The 18,488-nt window shown below is 38.3% G+C and carries 17 protein-coding genes; all 17 read right to left on the reverse strand.

Features of this window, described 5'->3' with window-relative positions; translation table 11 throughout:
• Positions 1-10: 10 nt before the first annotated feature.
• Positions 11-727: an MIP/aquaporin family protein gene (locus ESP02_RS10310; protein WP_002375043.1), complete on the reverse strand. Its 717-nt coding sequence runs from the start codon at positions 725-727 to the stop codon at positions 11-13.
• A complete protein-coding gene (gene glpO, locus ESP02_RS10315; protein WP_025478551.1) occupies positions 728-2,551 on the reverse strand; it encodes a type 1 glycerol-3-phosphate oxidase in 1,824 nt (607 codons plus the stop codon).
• A 13-nt stretch (positions 2,552-2,564) separates the two neighbouring features.
• Positions 2,565-4,061 carry a glycerol kinase GlpK gene (gene glpK / locus ESP02_RS10320; protein WP_010731869.1) on the reverse strand — a complete coding sequence of 499 codons (1,497 nt, stop codon included), beginning with the start codon at positions 4,059-4,061 and terminating at the stop codon, positions 2,565-2,567.
• A 136-nt stretch (positions 4,062-4,197) separates the two neighbouring features.
• Positions 4,198-5,658 (reverse strand): helix-turn-helix domain-containing protein, encoded by a 1,461-nt coding sequence (locus ESP02_RS10325; RefSeq protein ID WP_002375048.1) that lies wholly within the window; start codon positions 5,656-5,658, stop codon positions 4,198-4,200.
• On the reverse strand, positions 5,648-6,943 hold the full coding sequence (locus tag ESP02_RS10330) for an FAD/NAD(P)-binding oxidoreductase (RefSeq protein WP_025478552.1): 1,296 nt from the start codon (positions 6,941-6,943) through the stop codon (positions 5,648-5,650). The genes ESP02_RS10325 and ESP02_RS10330 overlap by 11 nt, the downstream gene beginning before the upstream one ends.
• Positions 6,944-7,287: 344 nt before the next feature.
• Entirely contained in the window at positions 7,288-7,965 is a 678-nt protein-coding gene (locus ESP02_RS10335) for a type 1 glutamine amidotransferase domain-containing protein (protein WP_002375052.1), read from the reverse strand.
• A gap of 29 nt (positions 7,966-7,994) precedes the next feature.
• On the reverse strand, positions 7,995-9,086 hold the full coding sequence (locus ESP02_RS10340) for an NADH-dependent flavin oxidoreductase (protein WP_033795759.1): 1,092 nt from the start codon (positions 9,084-9,086) through the stop codon (positions 7,995-7,997).
• A 102-nt stretch (positions 9,087-9,188) separates the two neighbouring features.
• On the reverse strand, positions 9,189-9,623 hold the full coding sequence (locus ESP02_RS10345) for a MarR family winged helix-turn-helix transcriptional regulator (RefSeq protein WP_002310682.1): 435 nt from the start codon (positions 9,621-9,623) through the stop codon (positions 9,189-9,191).
• A 147-nt stretch (positions 9,624-9,770) separates the two neighbouring features.
• Positions 9,771-11,408, reverse strand: coding sequence for an alpha-glucosidase (locus ESP02_RS10350; protein ID WP_038398403.1), 1,638 nt, complete (start codon positions 11,406-11,408; stop codon positions 9,771-9,773).
• Between the two features lie 329 nt (positions 11,409-11,737).
• A complete protein-coding gene (locus ESP02_RS10355) occupies positions 11,738-13,051 on the reverse strand; it encodes an NCS2 family permease (protein WP_002292548.1) in 1,314 nt (437 codons plus the stop codon).
• A 294-nt stretch (positions 13,052-13,345) separates the two neighbouring features.
• Positions 13,346-14,899 (reverse strand): hypothetical protein, encoded by a 1,554-nt coding sequence (locus ESP02_RS10360; protein WP_002375058.1) that lies wholly within the window; start codon positions 14,897-14,899, stop codon positions 13,346-13,348.
• A gap of 140 nt (positions 14,900-15,039) precedes the next feature.
• The gene (locus ESP02_RS10365; protein ID WP_002312725.1) at positions 15,040-15,264 is read right to left on the reverse strand and encodes a hypothetical protein; all 225 of its coding nucleotides are present in this window, start codon (positions 15,262-15,264) and stop codon (positions 15,040-15,042) included.
• Between the two features lie 19 nt (positions 15,265-15,283).
• On the reverse strand, positions 15,284-15,706 hold the full coding sequence (locus ESP02_RS10370) for a glyoxalase (RefSeq protein ID WP_002375060.1): 423 nt from the start codon (positions 15,704-15,706) through the stop codon (positions 15,284-15,286).
• Between the two features lie 141 nt (positions 15,707-15,847).
• Positions 15,848-16,558: a B3/4 domain-containing protein gene (locus tag ESP02_RS10375; protein WP_002375062.1), complete on the reverse strand. Its 711-nt coding sequence runs from the start codon at positions 16,556-16,558 to the stop codon at positions 15,848-15,850.
• Between the two features lie 17 nt (positions 16,559-16,575).
• Positions 16,576-17,073: a GNAT family N-acetyltransferase gene (locus ESP02_RS10380; protein ID WP_002375064.1), complete on the reverse strand. Its 498-nt coding sequence runs from the start codon at positions 17,071-17,073 to the stop codon at positions 16,576-16,578.
• Positions 17,074-17,109: 36 nt separating this feature from the next.
• Positions 17,110-17,562: a MarR family winged helix-turn-helix transcriptional regulator gene (locus ESP02_RS10385; RefSeq protein ID WP_002292540.1), complete on the reverse strand. Its 453-nt coding sequence runs from the start codon at positions 17,560-17,562 to the stop codon at positions 17,110-17,112.
• 135 nt (positions 17,563-17,697) lie between these two features.
• On the reverse strand, positions 17,698-18,303 hold the full coding sequence (locus ESP02_RS10390) for an NUDIX hydrolase N-terminal domain-containing protein (protein ID WP_002375066.1): 606 nt from the start codon (positions 18,301-18,303) through the stop codon (positions 17,698-17,700).
• Between the last annotated feature and the right edge of the window lie 185 nt (positions 18,304-18,488).

Consider the following 18,488-nt stretch of genomic DNA (forward strand, 5'->3'; position numbering starts at 1 on the left):
TTTTATAGATTTACACCATTAACGAATAGACACCTACCGCGATAATTGCTCCAATCATTGGGCCTGCAATTGGTACCCATGAATATGCCCAATCTGAAGTTCCTTTATTAGCTATTGGCAATACCGCATGTGCTAATCGAGGACCAAAGTCTCGAGCAGGGTTGATTGCGTATCCTGTTGGTCCTCCTAATGAAAGACCGATGGCTAAGATCAATCCACCTACAGCGAATACGTTCGTTCCAGGTGCAAATTCGTTTTGTCCAAAAGCTAGCAACCCAAGAACTAATACAAATGTACCAATTAATTCTGTGATTACATTTGCTGGATAATTCCGTATAGCAGGACCTGTTGCAAACGTGCCTAAAATCGCACGTTCATCTTTCGTTGCATTCCAATGTGGCAAATAAGAAAGCCAAACAAGAATGGCCCCTGCAAAAGCTCCTAAAACTTGCGCAATGATGAAAGGAACGACAAGATTCCAACTAATTGCCCCTGTCATCGCCATAGCTAGAGAGACTGCAGGATTCAAATGAGCTGGGCCCATGAATCCAGAAATATAGACAGCCATTGTTACAGCGAGTCCCCAACCAAATGCGATGACAATCCAGCCAGAAGCTTGTGCTTTACTTTTGTTTAGATTCACAGCCGCGCACACACCATCTCCAAGCAAAACTAGGATCAATGTCCCAATAAACTCCCCCATGATTTGAGTCATATCACTGTTCATTTATTTCTCCCCCTTTAGTTCCCGCAGATCTGATTCTGCGATCAATGCTTCTAAACGTTTAGTCTGTTGCGCCTTCTCCTCTTCTGTCCACCCAAAATACCCAGCAATTGCATCGATCACAGGTTGCTTGATCTCATCCAGCTGATCTCGTTCAAACAACAGATGATTCGTACGACGAATGAGATAATCACCTGGAGCTAAAACCATTTCTTCTTCTAAGCCATAACGTAACCGAGCTGACTCAGCGAGACTCAAGCCATGATAAGGTGCCATTTCTTTTGCTAATTCAAAGATACGTCGAGCATTAGTCCCGTAAAAATCAGCGATATAAGTAGCATCTTCTTCCTCTAAACCGGCTGCTACTCCTTCTTTTGCTAATTCTGTCACTGTTTCTTCTAATTTCGTTGGATCGAAATTTCCACCTGAAATCTGATATTTTTTAGAATCGATTTCTTTCGTCTCTATTCCGTATTCTTCTTTTAACAGCTGACGAATCAATCGTAAAGCTCCTTCTGCCATCTTACGGTAATCAGTGATTTTCCCACCTGATAAAGTCAACAAGCCATCTGGTTCTCTTTCTAAAGAACTACCTCTGGAAATCGTAGAAGGTGCTTTTTCATCACGGCTGTTTTCCAAATGGTTCAACACATCTTCTACTTCAGCACGAGAAACTTTATTTTCCTTATATTCACTTACTGTATCAACCACTTTATTGAAGCTCTTGTCTGAAATCGATCCATTATCTCCACCATTATAATCAGAACCAGAATTACCAATCAATAGCGGACGAAGTCCTGCCCAGCTTGCTTCGATATCTGCCAATGTGATATTTGCTTCTGGGTAGCGATGATTGATCACATCCAATAGATAATCCACGTCTTCTTGTGTGACTTTTGGATCCGTAAAGTCTCCTTGGTAATCCGTATCTGTCGTACCAAAGTAAGTCTTGTTTTCTCTTGGGATAGCAAAAACCATCCGCCCATCTTGTTTTCCTGTATCGAAGTACGTGGGTTGCGGTACAGGCAGTTTTTTCGCATCTACGACTAAATGGATCCCTTTGGTTGGACGCATTTTAGGAGAGACTGGACGCGTAAAATTCAAGTTCCTTACTTTATCTACCCAAGGACCACTCGTATTGATCACTAATTTTGCTTTGATCTCGATCACTTCATCTGTCAGCAGATCACGAGCTTTGACGCCAACGATTTGATCGCCCTCATATAAGAAGCCAACCGCTTTCATTTTACTTACTAGATAAGCCCCATCTTCTGCAGCCTTTTTGATATTATCGATCACTAAACGGGCATCATTGTTGCGGAAATCCAGATAAACACCTGCACCTTTTAGCCCTTCTTTTTTCAAAAATGGTTCTCTTTCCAATACTTCTTCTGGTGTCAGGGTATAGTTCTCATATTTAGTTCCTGTCACATTTGCGAGTTTGTCGTAAAGGTCCATTGCTACTTTGACAGAGAACATATTGAAGGTTGTTGCTCCTTCATCTTCATAGATTGGTAAAAGCATTGGATCTGGTTTTGGAATGTGTGGGGCAATACCTTGTACGACTGCACGTTCACCAACTGTGTCAGCTACTACTTCCACATCAAATGTTTTCAGATAACGAATACCGCCATGCACAAGTTTGGTCGAGCGAGAGGACGTCCCTTCTGCAAAATCTTGCATTTCGATCAATCCTGTTTTGATTCCTGATGCTGCTGCCTGGACTGCTACACCGGCACCAGTGATTCCGCCACCGATGATCAACAGATCCAATTCTTCTTGCTGCATTTTTTGAATGCTATCTTGTCTTGTCTTGTTTGAAAACATATGGATTTCCTCCTTATTCAAATGCTTGGGTAGCTTTTACTGCTTTTTTCCAGCCATTGTAAAGTTTTTCTCGGCGCTCTTCCTCCATTTGAACTTCAAATAGCTTGCCAGCTTCATAAAATTCGCGGATCTCGTCTGTATCTTTCCAATAACCGACAGCTAATCCTGCTAAAAATGCTGCCCCTAGTGCTGTTGTTTCCAAGTTTTCTGCACGTTGGATCGGTACATTCAAGATATCTGTTTGGAATTGCATCAGATATTCATTATTTGCTGCACCGCCATCCACTTTCAATACAGGAATCTTGATTCCAGTGTCATCTTGCATCGTATCGATGATATCTCTCACTTGATAGGCAATCGACTGCAAAGTAGCTTTAATGATATCTTCTTTTGTCGTTCCACGTGTCAAACCAAACATAGCCCCTCGCGCTGCCTGATCCCAATAAGGAGCCCCCAGTCCAACAAATGCAGGAACAACATAGACCTCATCTTCGTTTGTGGAGCGTTTTGCCGCATCTTCCGAATCACTAGCTTTTTGCAACATTTGAAGTCCATCTCTCAGCCATTGAATCGAAGAACCAGCCACAAAAATACTTCCTTCTAAAGCATAGTAAACCTTTCCATTTATGCCGTAACCAATTGTCGTCAATAAATTATTTTTGGATAATTGCGGTTTTTCACCGGTATTCATGACAATAAATGAACCTGTACCATAAGTATTCTTGACCATGCCTGGTTCGAATGCCATTTGTCCGAATAATGCAGCTTGCTGGTCTCCTGCCATCCCTGAAATTGGTGCTTCGCTTCCATAAAAATGATAACCTTGCGTATAACCATAAACTTCTGAGTTAGAAGTAACTTTTGGTAACATCACTCGAGGAATATTCAATAAATCCAAAATTTCCTGATCCCAATCTAGCTGATGGATATTGAACAACATCGTCCGACTGGCATTCGAGTAATCAGTAACATGTGCTTGTCCATCGGTCAGTTTCCATACTAACCACGAATCAATCGTTCCAAACATTAACTCGCCTTTTTCAGCGCGTTCTTGCGCACCTTCTACATGATCAAGAATCCAGCGAATCTTCGTTGCTGAGAAATAGGCATCGATCACTAGTCCTGTTTTTTCGTGGAAAAATTCTTGATATCCTTCATTTTTTAAGTTATCTGCAATTCCAGCTGATTGTCTGGATTGCCAAACAACTGCATGATAGATTGGACGTCCTGTATCTTTTTCCCAGATTACTGTTGTTTCACGCTGGTTCGTTATGCCAATCCCAGCAATTTGGTTTGGTTTGATCCCTGATTCGATGAAAGCTCCGGCAATAACTGACTGTACAGAATTCCAGATTTCATTTGCATCATGTTCAACCCAGCTTTCTTGCGGGAAATATTGCGTGAACTCTTTTTGAGAACTGCCGATATGTCTTCCTTTCTTGTCAAAGATAATTGCTCGTGAGCTAGTTGTACCTTGGTCAATCGCCATGATATACGTTGGTTCTGTCATTGTGATTCCCTCCATTATCTGCAAACGCTTTCTTTAACTGCTTTTATCATACTACTCATTTAAAAAAAGAAACTGTCAAAATTTTATTCTTTTTTTCTTTTTTTTGACAGTTTTTTATTATGATGCTAGTTTTTGATCAATTCTTTTCTTTTTTCAACATTTCTATTCTTCTTTTCAATCGGATAATGTCATAAGGCGACGCAAATTCTGATAGATAATATTCACTCTGTTGCTTGTTTCTCTGACAAAATGTTATGACCAAATCATAGTTTTTTCCTTCTTCATAACTTTCAATCTCAATACCGCTGACTCCTCTCAGTTCTCTGATCAGATACTGTTGGAAAGCAATACGGTAAATAGGCAAACTTTCTAAATCGATCCCTATCACTACTGGTTTTGCAATATAAAAATCAATCATCAAAAGAACATTGGCATACTGAATCATCAGATAACTAAGTGCACTGTCTTCGGTGCTTTTCCTTGGCAATTGTTGCATCGCTGTTTCCTGTAGTTTCTCCAATAACTGTGTTAAGGAATGCCCAAGCATTTTTTGCTGCTGCTCCAAAAGCCGATCACGCTCGTAGACTTCGATCTTTCCAACAAAGAAAAACCATTCACTGTTTATTTGTGAAATTTGGTAGCCTACTGCTTTTTCCTCTTTGATTTTCAAACGACGAGGACGATAATGCCATAGCATCGTTTCCCGAATATAAGTATCCAAAACAGCTGTGGGTAACTTTTTGCTCCGTGTCAAATCATATTGATAAAATATTTCTTCTTCTACTATCGAAAAAGAAACAAAAAAGCTGTAAAACATCATTGTTTCGTATACATTCAGTTCTGCTGCTGTTCGACTAAGATGCATCACGATGATTGGATCGATTGCTTGATAAAGCCGGTCCGACTGATAGAGCAACTTCTTTTCTTTCAAAGTTGCGTACGTACCTTTTTCATTCAATAGTCTTTTTTTCGTGATTCCGAGCCAGCAAGCAATCTGTGCTTCTGCTGATGCCGTAAACGTCGTTTCTAATACGCGGCCCAATCCTAGAATGAATGGTCTTTTTTCTGGTGTATTTTGCAAAAAAAGCGGTCGTTGATCTTCCGGGATATATTGGAATAATTCATAATAAAAATATCGGATCTGTAGCTCTTCTCCGTATAATTGACCGTTTTTGATTTGTAATCCAAATTCCTCTAAGAGCTGGTTCAATTCTTTGATTTTTCGAAAAACAGAAGACTCACTGATATTAAACGCTGTCGCTAATCGAACGATGGATACTTGCTGGTGTTCTAATAAATAGACAAGCATCTTAAACTTCAAGCTTTCCTGTAATAAAAACAAAAGAACTTTTTCCAAACTGACATCTTCGTCCAACACAAGCAGCGCCTGATACTCGTTTCGCTGTACTTCTACTTTTTTTCCCATCATCCGGCCAATCAATTCAATATCTTCCAAATATTGATCAAAAGAGGTTTTTGACAGTTGGACATGCTCTCTCAATCCATTGATAGAGGCTGTTCCTCCTTGCAGAACAAGGTTTCGCAAAATCAGGATCTGTAACTGCTCTTTTCTTTCTAATAATGCTTCAATCTTCATAGGCAGTATTCGCCACCTTTGACCACACCATATTAGGCACACGATATTCTGGCTGGAAAAACAGCTCATGTTCTTCTAACTGTTCGAACGTCCAGCCTTCTTCTACTGCGATTGTCAGTTGGTCAAGAAGATGGAACATTTCTTTTCTGCTTTGGAGCTGTGCTCCAAGAATCTTTTTTTCAGAATCAAATAGGAATTTGATTTTGACTTTGCTTTGGTTTATTGCTGCAAGCTTGTATTCTGCGTACCCTGTTTCAATTTTTTGGGGATAAAAAATGCTTTCTTCTTCTGTCATACCTACGCTTCCTAAGAAATAGCCAAACCACTGATTGCCAACTGGTCGATAGGTTCCTTGATCCATTGTCGCAGAACCACTAATTGTCTTGCTGACATTTCGCGCTGTACGGACAGCGTTATTTACTAGAGAAACGTACATTTTTTCATTTGTTGGGCGAAAAGTGACTTGGATTGCATCACCAATTGCATAGACGTCTTTTTGAGACGTTTGCAAGTAGTCATCTACCCAGATCGTTCCATCATCATTCAATGTTAATTGTTCTTCCCACATCTGATTGTCGGGGCGAGAATGGTTAGCCAACAAAACAAGATCATAGTTTTCCCTTCTTCTTTCCGTCTCTACTACAGCGGTTTCATTTTCGGACAAAGATACGACTTGCTCTTCTAAGAAAAGCGATATCCCTTGATTTTTCATTTCCTTTACTAACGGTTCCGTCATTTCAGGGTCAAGGTAACGAAAAAGAATCGACTTTCGGCTTTCGTAAAGATGGATTTGTGTTTTTCCTGATGATAAGCCTTCAGCTATTTCGATCCCTGCTTGACCTGCTCCAATAATGGCAATTTTTTTTGCATCCATGATCTTTTGCTGAAGAGAAGCTATGTTTTGTATCTTTTTAACTGGGTGAATGAACCTTGCTTCTGCAGGAACATTTCGAAAATTTTGATTTGAACCAGTCGCCAAAATCAAACGGTCAAAATCCAGTTTGTCTCCGCCTGCTAAAATGACTTTCTTTTCTTCCAATCCTATTACCGTCTTTTCTGTGTAAACATGGATACGATAGCGGTCAATCAGCTCTTCTTTGGTGATCCAAGAAAGTTGTTTTTCACTGGTGACCTTTCCTTTTACTATCAGATTGAACCCGCTGGGAATCCACCCTAACTTCGATTGCTTTTCAATCAAATATATTTCACTTGTTGGTATCAATTGGCGAAGATAAATAGCCGCATGAATCCCTGCAAACGACCCGCCGACAATTACAATGTTCATCTGCATTCCTCTTTCTTATTAAGTGTGCGACTGCCAACATGGGCTGAAATCACAATGTTCTTAAACCATGGTTACTCATTCCTATGATCCATGGCAGCGTAGCAGAACACACGCTCTCCATCCTACCATGTGACTAGGTCTGCTTCTCAGTAATAAATTAGTTGACCTAATTGAAGATTATCATTTCTGAAGAGATGTTTCAAAAAATGTACTCTTAGAAAGGCAAAAAACTCGCCTTTTTCGTACCTCTGTCCAAATAGGAAACAGAAAAGAACGAAAAGACGAGTTTTAGCGTGTGTAATGTAATAGTTAGAATAGGCCTATCATTTTTATGCTGACAATTTTTAATGCTTTAATGCTTCAACCACTACTTCACCTAATTGATGAGCAGATTGAGGGTTTTGCCCTGTAAGAAGACGTCCATCGATTTGAACGACTTCTGAGAAAGCTGGACCTGACTGATAGTCAGCTCCTTTTTCTTTCAAAGCATCTTCTGCTAAGAATGGTACTTCATTCGTTGTACCATTGGCTTCCTCTTCTTCATTACTGAATCCAGTCACTGTGCGTCCAGCTAAAATAGACTTTCCAGATTCATCTGTAACTGGCAACAATCCGACAACACCGTGACAAACAGCTGAGACCAGTCCTTCATTTCGATAGATTTGTGAAGCAACTTTCCCAAGATCTGCTGCTTCTGGAAAATCCCACATTGTTCCGTGGCCACCAGCATAATAAACTGCTGCATAATCTTTTGCATCCACATCATCAGGGCGTAAGGTATTTCCCAAGGCCCGATTTCTGAAATCTTCATCTTTATAGTAGGCCCAATCGATTTCATCCATATTCAAAACGCTTTGCGGTTCTAAAGGTACATATCCGCCTTTAGGACTGACAAAATCTGCATCGATTCCATTTTTTACTAATACATCATAAAAATGAGTCAGTTCACTTAACCACAAACCTGTAGGACGTTCGATCTTTTCGTACTTTTCTACATTTGTTAATACGATCAATACTTTCATTTTTCCATCCTCTTTCTATAAAAATTGAGTTATTGATAACGTGCTTTCAAGAAATTATATAATGGACTTGGCAAATAAAGCTCTTTATATGCTTCTTCAAAAGGTTTCGTTACAAATTCATCCTCACGGTTTTCCAATAATTTCTCTGCCCAGTCAGGATCGACGATCATTTGCTGTCCAATTGCTGCAAGTTCTGCATATTTCAGTACTTGCTCTACGTCTTTGCGAGTACGGATGCCTCCGACACCAATTAAAGGGATCTTTCCTTGGATCGTGTCATGGACAGCTTCAAGAATCGACTGATCGCTGTATTTATCAGAACGGGCTCTTCGATCATACGCATTTAATGAAACATGCAGATAATCTAATTTTGTCTCACGTAATCGTTCAAGAAGCCAGATCGTGTCTTCAAAACGGATACCTGGTGTTTCATATTCTTCTGGCGAGAAACGATACCCTACGATGAATGGTTTTTTTGCATATTTTTCAACCGTTGAGAAAACCGTTGTTAATAATTCGTCAATAAAACGATAGCGATTTTCTAAGCTACCGCCCCATTGATCCTCTCGTCTATTTGAATGCGGAGAGAAAAATTGTTGGATCAAATACGTATTTGCTCCATGCAACTCGATACCATCAAATCCTGATTCAATCGCTCTGCGTGTGGCTTCGCCAAATGCTTGGATTGTTTCTTTGATTTCATTTTCACTTAATGCTCGCGGTGTTTCTGCATCAGGTCGTTCCGCTGCAACTGCACTTGCAGATACAGGCTGTTCTCCAAATAGAGTAGCTCGACTAGTCATTCGTCCACCGTGGAAAATCTGAACAATCGCTTTTGCACCTTCTCCTTGGATTGCTTTAGCTAGTTCACTTAAGCGAGGAATCATTTCATCATGAGCGATGCTCAGTTCACCTGGCCAGCCTTTTCCGATATCTTGGACATTTGCAGCACCAGTAATAACAGCACCAAGTCCTTTAGAACGTTGTTTATAATAAGTGATCTCATCTTCGGTGATCACTCCATTGAAGAAGCTGAGTTGTGTCGTCATAGGCGACAGCATCAATCGATTCTTCAATTGAACTCCTGAAGGTAAAGTAATTGATTGATCAAATTGTGACATTGTTATTCCTCCCATGAATTGCTCTAATTAACCTATCGAGAATCATCTATTATTAAACCACTCAATTAGTTGTACATGCAACTAATTTGCTTAAAAAAATTTTTATTTTTTTTGTAACTTATCTGTTGCTTCATTCATTATCTCGGCTAATTCTTTACTTGCTTCATTTCCCAAGACTGCTTTGTACGACTGATGGAGTTCTTCCCAGCTACCATCGACTTCCTTAGTAAATTGGCGTCCTTGTTCTGTAAGATAAACTAATGACAAGCGCCCTTCGCTAACTGTTTTGACGTATCCTTTATATTCTAATTTTTCAACAAAACGAGCGATTGTTGAAGGCGCAGAATAGAGCATTTGTGCAATATCTTTTTGCGGTATACCATCTTTTTCTTTTAATATCAATAAAATAAATCCATATGTTGGTGCCAGACCTGTTTTTCTAAACGCTTCATCAGCTAATTTATTCAACATGCGATCTAACTTTTTCACACTAAAGAAAAGACATTCATCCAACGCTTTTTCAATTGGCTTTTCCATTTCATCCCCTCCATTGGCGTACATATCATAGTATGATTTTTATGATTTGTCAAAAAACACGGAATAATGTCCGCCTCCTCTGTCTAGATTTGAGAAAAAGAAGTTGTGACAAAAAATGTGTCACAACCTCTCGGTAATACGTTTCAATTAAATAAGCTTTTCTTTATTTACTTCCACCACAAATGCTTCATATGGTCGTAACTCGACTTTGCCGTCTGGTAACTGTTTCAGAGGATAATTTGACACAATAATCCTTAAAGCTTCACGTGGAACAGTGAACACCTGTTTTTCACTGGACATATTGCAAACAACGAGCCATCGCTGGTCTTCATATATGCGAGAATAAGCAAAGACATGCTCTGGCGTCTCTTCTACTAATTCATAGTCACCCCAGACGATGATGTCGTGTTTTCTACGCAAATCGATCAATTTCTTGTACATATAAAAAATAGAATTTTGATCTGCTAACGCTTCTTCTGCATTGATTTCTTTATAATTTGGGTTGACTCGAAGCCATGGAATTCCCATAGTAAACCCAGCATGCTCACTGGCGTTCCATTGCATAGGCGTCCTAGCATTGTCTCTTCCTTTCGCATTGATTGATTCCAAGATTTCCTCTTTTGTAAATCCAGAAGAAATCCTTTCGTTATACATATTGATTGTCTCAATATCTTTTGCTTCCGCGATATCATCAATTGGGCAATTCGTCATGCCTAATTCTTCTCCTTGATAGATATAAGGAGTGCCTTTCATCATATGAAGCAAGATAGCAAACATCTTGGCACTTTCTTTTCGATACACATCGTCATTTCCCCAACGAGAAACAATTCGCGGAAGATCATGATTATTCCAAAATAAACTATTCCATCCTTCATCACCCAAAGAAGTTTGCCATTTCGATAATACTTTTTTCAGTTCAGAGATACTCAAAGGTTTCAAATCCCATTTGTCTTTGCCTTCTTGCTGATCTAATCCTATGTGTTCGAATTGGAAGATCATGGATAATTCATTTCTTTTAGGATTGGAATAAAGTTTAGCAATCTCGGTAGTTGCTCCCCATGTTTCGCCAACGGTCATCAGATTTTTGTCGCCAAAAGTTGCTTGATTCATTTCCTGAAGATACTCATGCAGTTTAGGTCCATTACTTGTGATTTCTTTATCCGGTTCTTTGCCAATCATATCGATCACGTCCATACGAAAGCCACCAATACCTTTGTCGATCCAGAAATTCATCATTTGATAAATCGCTTGGCGAACCTGTTTGTTTTTCCAATTCAAATCAGGTTGACGCTTGCTATACAAGTGCAGAAAATATTGCCCTGTTTGCTCATCCAACTGCCAAGCAGGTCCACTGAATATCGAGCGCAATCCATTAGGCTCCTCTCCATTGACTGGATCACGCCAAATATAGTAGTCACGATAAGGATTTTCTTTATTTTTACGTGCCTCAATGAACCACGGGTGTTCATCCGAAGTATGATTCACCACCAGATCCATAACGATACGGATGTTTCTTTTCTTTGCTTCTTCAATCAGTTCCTCCAATTCTTCCATCGTACCGAATTCTGCCATGATTGCTTGATAATCGCTGATATCATAGCCATTGTCATCATTTGGAGACTCGTACACTGGCGAAAGCCAAATCACATCAATGCCCAAATATGCCAGATAATCCAATCTGGAAATAATCCCTTGCAAATCTCCAATCCCATCTTGATTTGAATCTTGAAAACTTCTTGGATAGATTTGATAAACAACTGAATGATGCCACCATTTTCGTTCCATGATTTCCCTCCTATAAATGGATGTTTCTATTTTTCGCTTAATCATCTAGTTTAGTTTCTTCCACCAAAAATTGTAACGCTTTCAAATAGTCATTGCACCTTGTTATCGGTAACAGAATAAAACAAAAAAACAGCTGAGAAAATTTCCTCAACTGTTTTTTGAAAGGATTGATTGATGCAGGGAAGAACGCTGATTTCACAACCTCTTTTTATAAACGGTGTTCACTCAGCTGTCCCTCGGTATTAGCTCAAAAAACGGCAAAATAGGAGGAACTATTTTTTCGTTTTTTTCTCTAATACTCAGGACAGAACGCTGATTTCACAACCTCTTTATTTCACATTCAATATCCACATGAATCCCACGAATACAAAGAACAGACCATACATGATTGGAGATACTTCTTTTCCTCTTTTAGCCGCTAACATCGTAATTGGATAGAAAATAAAACCTAATGCAATCCCATCTGAAATACTATAAGTTAAAGGCATGCCGATCAAGATCAAGAAGGAAGGGATCGCGATTTCTAATTTTCCCCATTCGATTTGACGTAATGATTGAGCCATCAATACTCCTACCATGATTAATGCTGGTGCAGTTACTTGTGAAGTAACAACTGACAGTAATGGAGAAAAGAACAAACCTAACAAGAAGAAAATCCCTGTAGTAATTGCTGTGATTCCTGAGCGTCCTCCAACAGCGATTCCAGCTGACGATTCTACGAATGCACCAACAGGAGAAGTACCTAATAAGGAGCCCGCAAGCATAGCTGTTGAATCAGAAGCTAAAGCTTTCCCTACACGAGGCATCTTGTTGTCTTTCATAAAGCCTGCTTGATTGGCTAATCCAACTAAAGTTCCTGCTGTATCAAAGAAAGTCACAAGCAAGAATGTTAGTACTACGACCCACATTTGAAGAGAATTGATGTCCCCTACATGTTTTAACGCAACTAAAAATGTTGGTTTCAAACTTGGTGCTGCGGCAACAATTTCAGAAGGCATTGGAATCAAACCTGTGACCAGACCTAAAATCGTTGTAGCTGCCATCCCGATGAAAATGCCACCTGGTACACGTCGAACAAGCAAGATAGCCGTGACGACTAATCCAAAAATCGTCAACCAAGTAGAACCAACGTTGAGTGATCCTAATCCTACTAATGTAGATTCGTTCGAAACGATGATCCCACCTTCGCTCAGACCAAGGAAAGCAATAAATAGACCGATACCACCAGAAATCGCATATTTCAAATCTGCTGGGATCGCATCAATGATCATTTCCCGCAGTTTGAAGATTGTAATCAAAATAAAGATCAAAGAAGCAACGAATACGCCGGACAATGCTGTTTCCCATGGGATCCCCATCCCTAAACAAACAGAATAAGCAAAGAAAGCATTGATCCCAAGAGCAGGTGCCGTTCCAATTGGATAACGGGCTAATACCCCCATCAAAATACAGCCGATCGCACTGGCTAATGCAGTCGCAGTGAACACCGCTCCTTCATCCATTCCAGAAGCACCTAATACAGTTGGATTTACAAATAAGATATAGGCCATTGAAATAAATGTCGTAAATCCTGCCAGTACCTCACGTTTTACCGTGGTGTTCAATTTTTCTATTTCGAAGTAGGAAAGTATTTTTTCCTTCATCTTCCATCCCCCTAAATCCGAACATTATAAATAAAGTCCGTTAAAATTTCGATTTATTAATAAAACAACGTGTTTTATCATATACTAAAACAAAACATAAGTAAACAAAAAATTCGGATTTCGAGCAAAATCCGAACGTTCTATTTGATTAAAAAATCCATATTTCCACTATTTGAGATTCTTCTTTATAGAGAGAAACATTTCTTTATTGTAAATAAAGAAGACAAACCTAACTTATTTATTAGACTTGTCTTCTTTTATCTTACATTACATCATTTAGTGAATGACCACAAACTAAGAGATTCTTTTTGTCTTCTCTTTTTCAATCAACAGTCCTATCATTATTATCGCAGGTACAAAAATCCCCATAGCGTATCGAGGACTAGATTCCCATATCAATAAAAATGCAAAATAACCAGAAATATATATGTTACTCAAAAAAACTAGTGGATTTATATTCTTGAAAAATTTTATACTGGTAAAAATAATTCCAAGATAAACCAAGTATTGAATCACCATCATTACAGCGTATAAAATCAATCCACTTGTTTTACTTCTGAATACCCACATATTCTTTTCATTTTTTCCTGTTCCCAAGAATATTTCAAATGATGATTTTAGATCACCTGAGCTCCAAGTAACTGCAACCTTATTATTGATTGCAGCTAAGAATTGCTTAAAATCCATCGCATTCAATCGTTCTTTTATGATAGATAGGTGCTTTTCTTCCACTTCTTTTTTAGGCATTTTTTTATCCAAGAACATATCCCATGTAAATCTTTGATCGGCGCTAGAATAAGCACCCACTACCCAACGATACTTGTCATCTCCAGATAAATTATCAGGAATAGGCGTATTGTTCAATCCCATCATCAAATAATGTGTATTGGGCTGTCCATAGTGACTATTCGGATAGAGTTTTTGTGCATCGATAAATTGTTTCCACCCAAAATTTCCTAAAACTAAAAAAACTAAAGGAAGGAATGCTAGCAACCGCCATTTCCCAGTATGATAAAAAGCAAAGAATAAGATCATCGCTAAGATCAAGATAAGACCCGTCCCTTTACTTATAAAACCAATCGTGCTAGTTGCTGTTGCAAGCAGTACATAAATAATGTTTCTATTCACATACTGTTTCTTCTTATTTACATATTTAGTTATAAAAAAGAATGTGGCTGAGCCAAAAAACAATGAAAGTATATCCGTATAGGCTACAGGAACATGTAATGTTATCTGGACGGCAAACAACATGATTTGAATAGTAATCAATGTTGCAAAATTACTAACTTTCAAATTTCTCAGAGAAAGAAAAAGAAAGATGATCGTTATTAGATGAATGCCACAAAATACTGCAATGATCGGATAGTAATTCGTACCAAAGAAAAATTGTATCCCCCTAAAAATATACATCAGCAATAGGTTTTGAGGATTGGAATACATATAATTATATCCCCAATTTTCTCCAGCCTTCAATTGCTCTAAAAATTTTAGTGTAATAGCAGTATCATCGACTGGTTGATGAAAACCAATAAATCTAATAAAAAGAAATAAGCTGACTGCATAAATAACTAACTCTAACCCAAATATATAAAAGAGCAGTTTGTCACTTAAATCCCAATCTATTCTTATTTTCTTTAATAAATTTTTCAAAATAAAAAATAGAAGAAATGCAAAAAACAGACAAAATATATTAATAACTATAGTAACTTTTGGTGAATAACTATCTCTGAATAAAGAGAATATCGCACCTATCCTTGGCGAAAAAATAGTTGATGCCATCGCCCAAATCATAAAAAAAATAACTAGTACTGCAAATAATCTATATATCCCTTTGATACCCTTTTCCATCTGCTACTCCTTTCATAACTACAATAACCATATAGTTATTTTATAAAAAATAAAACTTACTAACAAGTAGCAGTACTTTATTGTTGTTTATTTTATTTATCCGGTTGATAGAAATGAAGCTTCTATCCAAAAATTTCCGTTCATTTTTTTGCGTACCCTTTATTCATCCTTTTCTGCTCTTCTTTGATGAATTCTTTTGTATCGACAGGATTTAGGTTATTTAGTCCGCCAAAACCTGTATCGACCATTTTCCCCCAGCCTTTTGTCTTCTTTTTTCCTGATTTGAGATTCCTTGCTCGAAGCTTCTCACTATGTTTTGCTCGCCGATACTTCAAATAACCTTCTAGCCTTCCCATTAGATCCACTGTTTATCCTCCTTTTTATTCAATCAGACGACTCAGCTTTTCCTATAACAAAATAATTGCCTTCAGGGTCCGAAAAATTGAAAGTCAAGACGCCATTGTTGTCTGTGATTTCTCCAGGTTCGTCCATGTTCTCGTAGATAGTTTCAAATTCATCCGTAAAAAAGACTAAAGAAGGTGGCGGTCCCAATACTTCTGGTGAAAATTTCTGCACAAATACTTTTGGGAATACACCTAATTCTAATTCTTTTGAGATACTCAGCACAATACTCTTAAATTCTTCTGGCAATTCAATCGTTTCTGAAATTTCTGCACCAATTTTTTCTACAAAGAATCGGCAAATCATCTCTACGTCATTGACATAAAGCATCACACGTGTTTTTTGTATCATCGTTTGACCCTTCTTTCTAGTTGATTTTCTTTCCTGTCTATAAACTGATTCCATTATATCACGAAAGCGCGAACACCTTGTGTTTGATCCTATTCAAGAAAAATAAAGCAATAGTTTCTAGACTTGCTTTCCTCCACAAACTTTTTTTACAAAAAAAGAACGGCAATGAATGCCGCTCTTCTTTTTTCGATTCTTTTATAATTCTGCTTCTGATTCATCTTTGGTTAGTGTGTGTCTGACACTGGTCACGCCAAATGTTTGATCAATTTTTTCCTTCAACGCTTCGATTGCCTGTGCGCCGCGTGCCGCTTGTTCAGCATTGATAGATTCAATGACCAGCACCGCTGCTTGCGTTTCTTCCGTCAGCATCGTTCTTTGGGCTTCACGCCAGTTGAGACAGCGACAGATTGCTCCTTGTTCATCATAGTAGATGATTTCTTCTGGAAGTGCCGGAGCATCGGAATCTGCACCTAAAGGCAGGAATGATTCGCCACCTTGGGCTTTTCCTAGATGCAGATTTCCTGAAATCTTTTCGATATCTTCTCCGCCGCAAGGTACGCCAAAAGACAAGGAAATACTATTATAAATATCTACAAGCGGATTGATTGGGAAAAATTCCCGTTCTTGATTTGCACGTTTCAGTAAAGCTTCAATAGAAGAACGTGCACCTTTTTTAGTCTTGAATGTGGTAAAAGCCTGACGCCACTGAGCAATGACTTCGTTTTGGCTGAATGTTTCTTCCGTAAGGTAATTTCTTGCTTCTTTTGCCGCGCTATTCAATAATTGATGATACGTTTCTTCATTTTCTTCTGTTACGTGATTATCGATACCACTCACGGATAAGATTTCGATGGTTGCTTCAGGAAATACTTCCCAGAAATCGGCATCCACTATTACTTTTTTCATATGTTTACACCTCTTGATTAGAATAATTGTTTGATAAATAGATAGTCTGTTTGGGGATCATCTCCCATATAAAAAACATGTTCGCTGTACTTGGTAAATCCTCTTTTGCGATAGAAAGCGAGCGCAGCATCGTTGTGTTCCCACACACCGAGCCAAATGGCTGTTTTTTGCTTTTCTTTTGCTTTTTTGATAGCTGTATCTAGTAAAAATGTACCGATACCTTGATGTTTAAATTTTTTTCGTACATAGATTCGCTCGATCTCTAAAAAATGATCATCCATTTCCTCAGATTGACTCGTTCCTATATTTAGTTTCAGGTAACCCGCAGGCTCTTGGTCGATACTTACTAGTAAAAAATCGGTTTCTTTATCTTTTAGCTCTTCTGTAAGTTTTTCTGGCGCATAAGCTTGTCTCAAGTAAGCAGTTAGATGCTCCGGCGAATTATCTTTTCCAAATGTATCTGTAAATGTTTCGATACTGATTTGTTGTAGTAAGTCTACATCTGAAGGCGTCATTTTTCGAATTTCGTATTTATTCACGGCTTCTTCCTTTCAATAGATCCTTTTATTACCTTTTTTGACAAAATTCCAATCTTCGCTAACATTCTTGCATACTTTCTTTAAAAGATATTCCAATTGTTTTGCTTCCTCGTCAGACAGACCATTTAATGCGACTGCATTAGAGTAGTTGTTTTCTCGGATGATGAAAGGATAGATTTCTGCTCCTTTTTTAGTCGGATAGAGTTTCTTGATTTTTTTATTTTCTTTATCTTCCAAACGTTCGATCATCCCATTGGATTCTAATTTCTTGATTGCTCGTGCAGTCGTTGTACGATCTACTTTGATCATTTCTGCTAGTTTTTCTTGGATGATTCCTGGATTTTCGCAAATACGTACTAAATAAAGATACTGCCCTCTTGTTAAATCAACTTCTTTGAATTCGATGTTGCTGATAGAATCCAGCGCTCGGGCAATCATTCCGATGTCTCGAAGAATTTCAGCCATTTCACCCCACCTTTATTTTGTTTGTAAGACTAGTTTACCTCTTTTTGTTGCAAATGCAACTATTTTTTAATAAAAGAACGAGTTCTTTTTAGAGAACTCGCAGAGTAAACAGCTTTCTTCTTTTACGAAAAAAACTTAATCGCAATAGAGCTGGTTTTTGTTTTCTAAAATAAGCAACTGCTTCTTTGTTGTTCGTTTTTCTGATAGCTTTGGCAGCTCTTCTATACTAAAAAATCCCATATCGGAAGTTTCATTGTTCTCAATAAATTTTGCATCTTCGTCGTGGATCGTACAAGCAAAAACAAGCTTATAATACTGAAAAAGCTGCGGAATATCTTTTTGTTTATTCGTATCAAAAACCGCTCGCAGCTGAGTAGATTCTACTGTTAAACCCGTTTCTTCATAGACTTCTTTACGCACATTTTCTTCAGGGGACAAACCTATTTCGGCAAATCCGCCTGGCAGTGACCATTCTCTCGTCCGTTTATCTTCGATTAGTAGGATCTTGCCGTCCTTTTTGATATAGGCACGAACATCGACTTTTGGTGTGGGATGACCTTCTTCAATAACTGTAAGTGCTTTTATTTCTTCGAAAGTTTCTTTTCCTATTTCACTGATCAATTCCAATGAGATCGTCCGAATCTCTTCAAATCGTTCTTTATCGAATACATCTTTTCCATAATACAGACCAGCTTGAGAAAGTGCGAGCAGTCTTTTGTATTGAGCCAACTTGTTATTCATTCTCTTCCCTTCTTTTCAGCAAATGTATGACTATGTAATCAAGTATAGAAGACTGACCTAATTACGGCAAATAAACACAAGGAAATCGGCAATAAATAAAAGAATATTAAAAAAACATTTTAGAACAAAAAGGCATTCGACTCCTCTGGGGCTGTGAATAAACGATGTTCAAAAGCTTGCATCTA

It is taken from the genome of Enterococcus sp. NBRC 3427 (genome assembly GCF_007996925.1).
Taxonomy (GTDB): domain Bacteria; phylum Bacillota; class Bacilli; order Lactobacillales; family Enterococcaceae; genus Enterococcus_B; species Enterococcus_B lactis.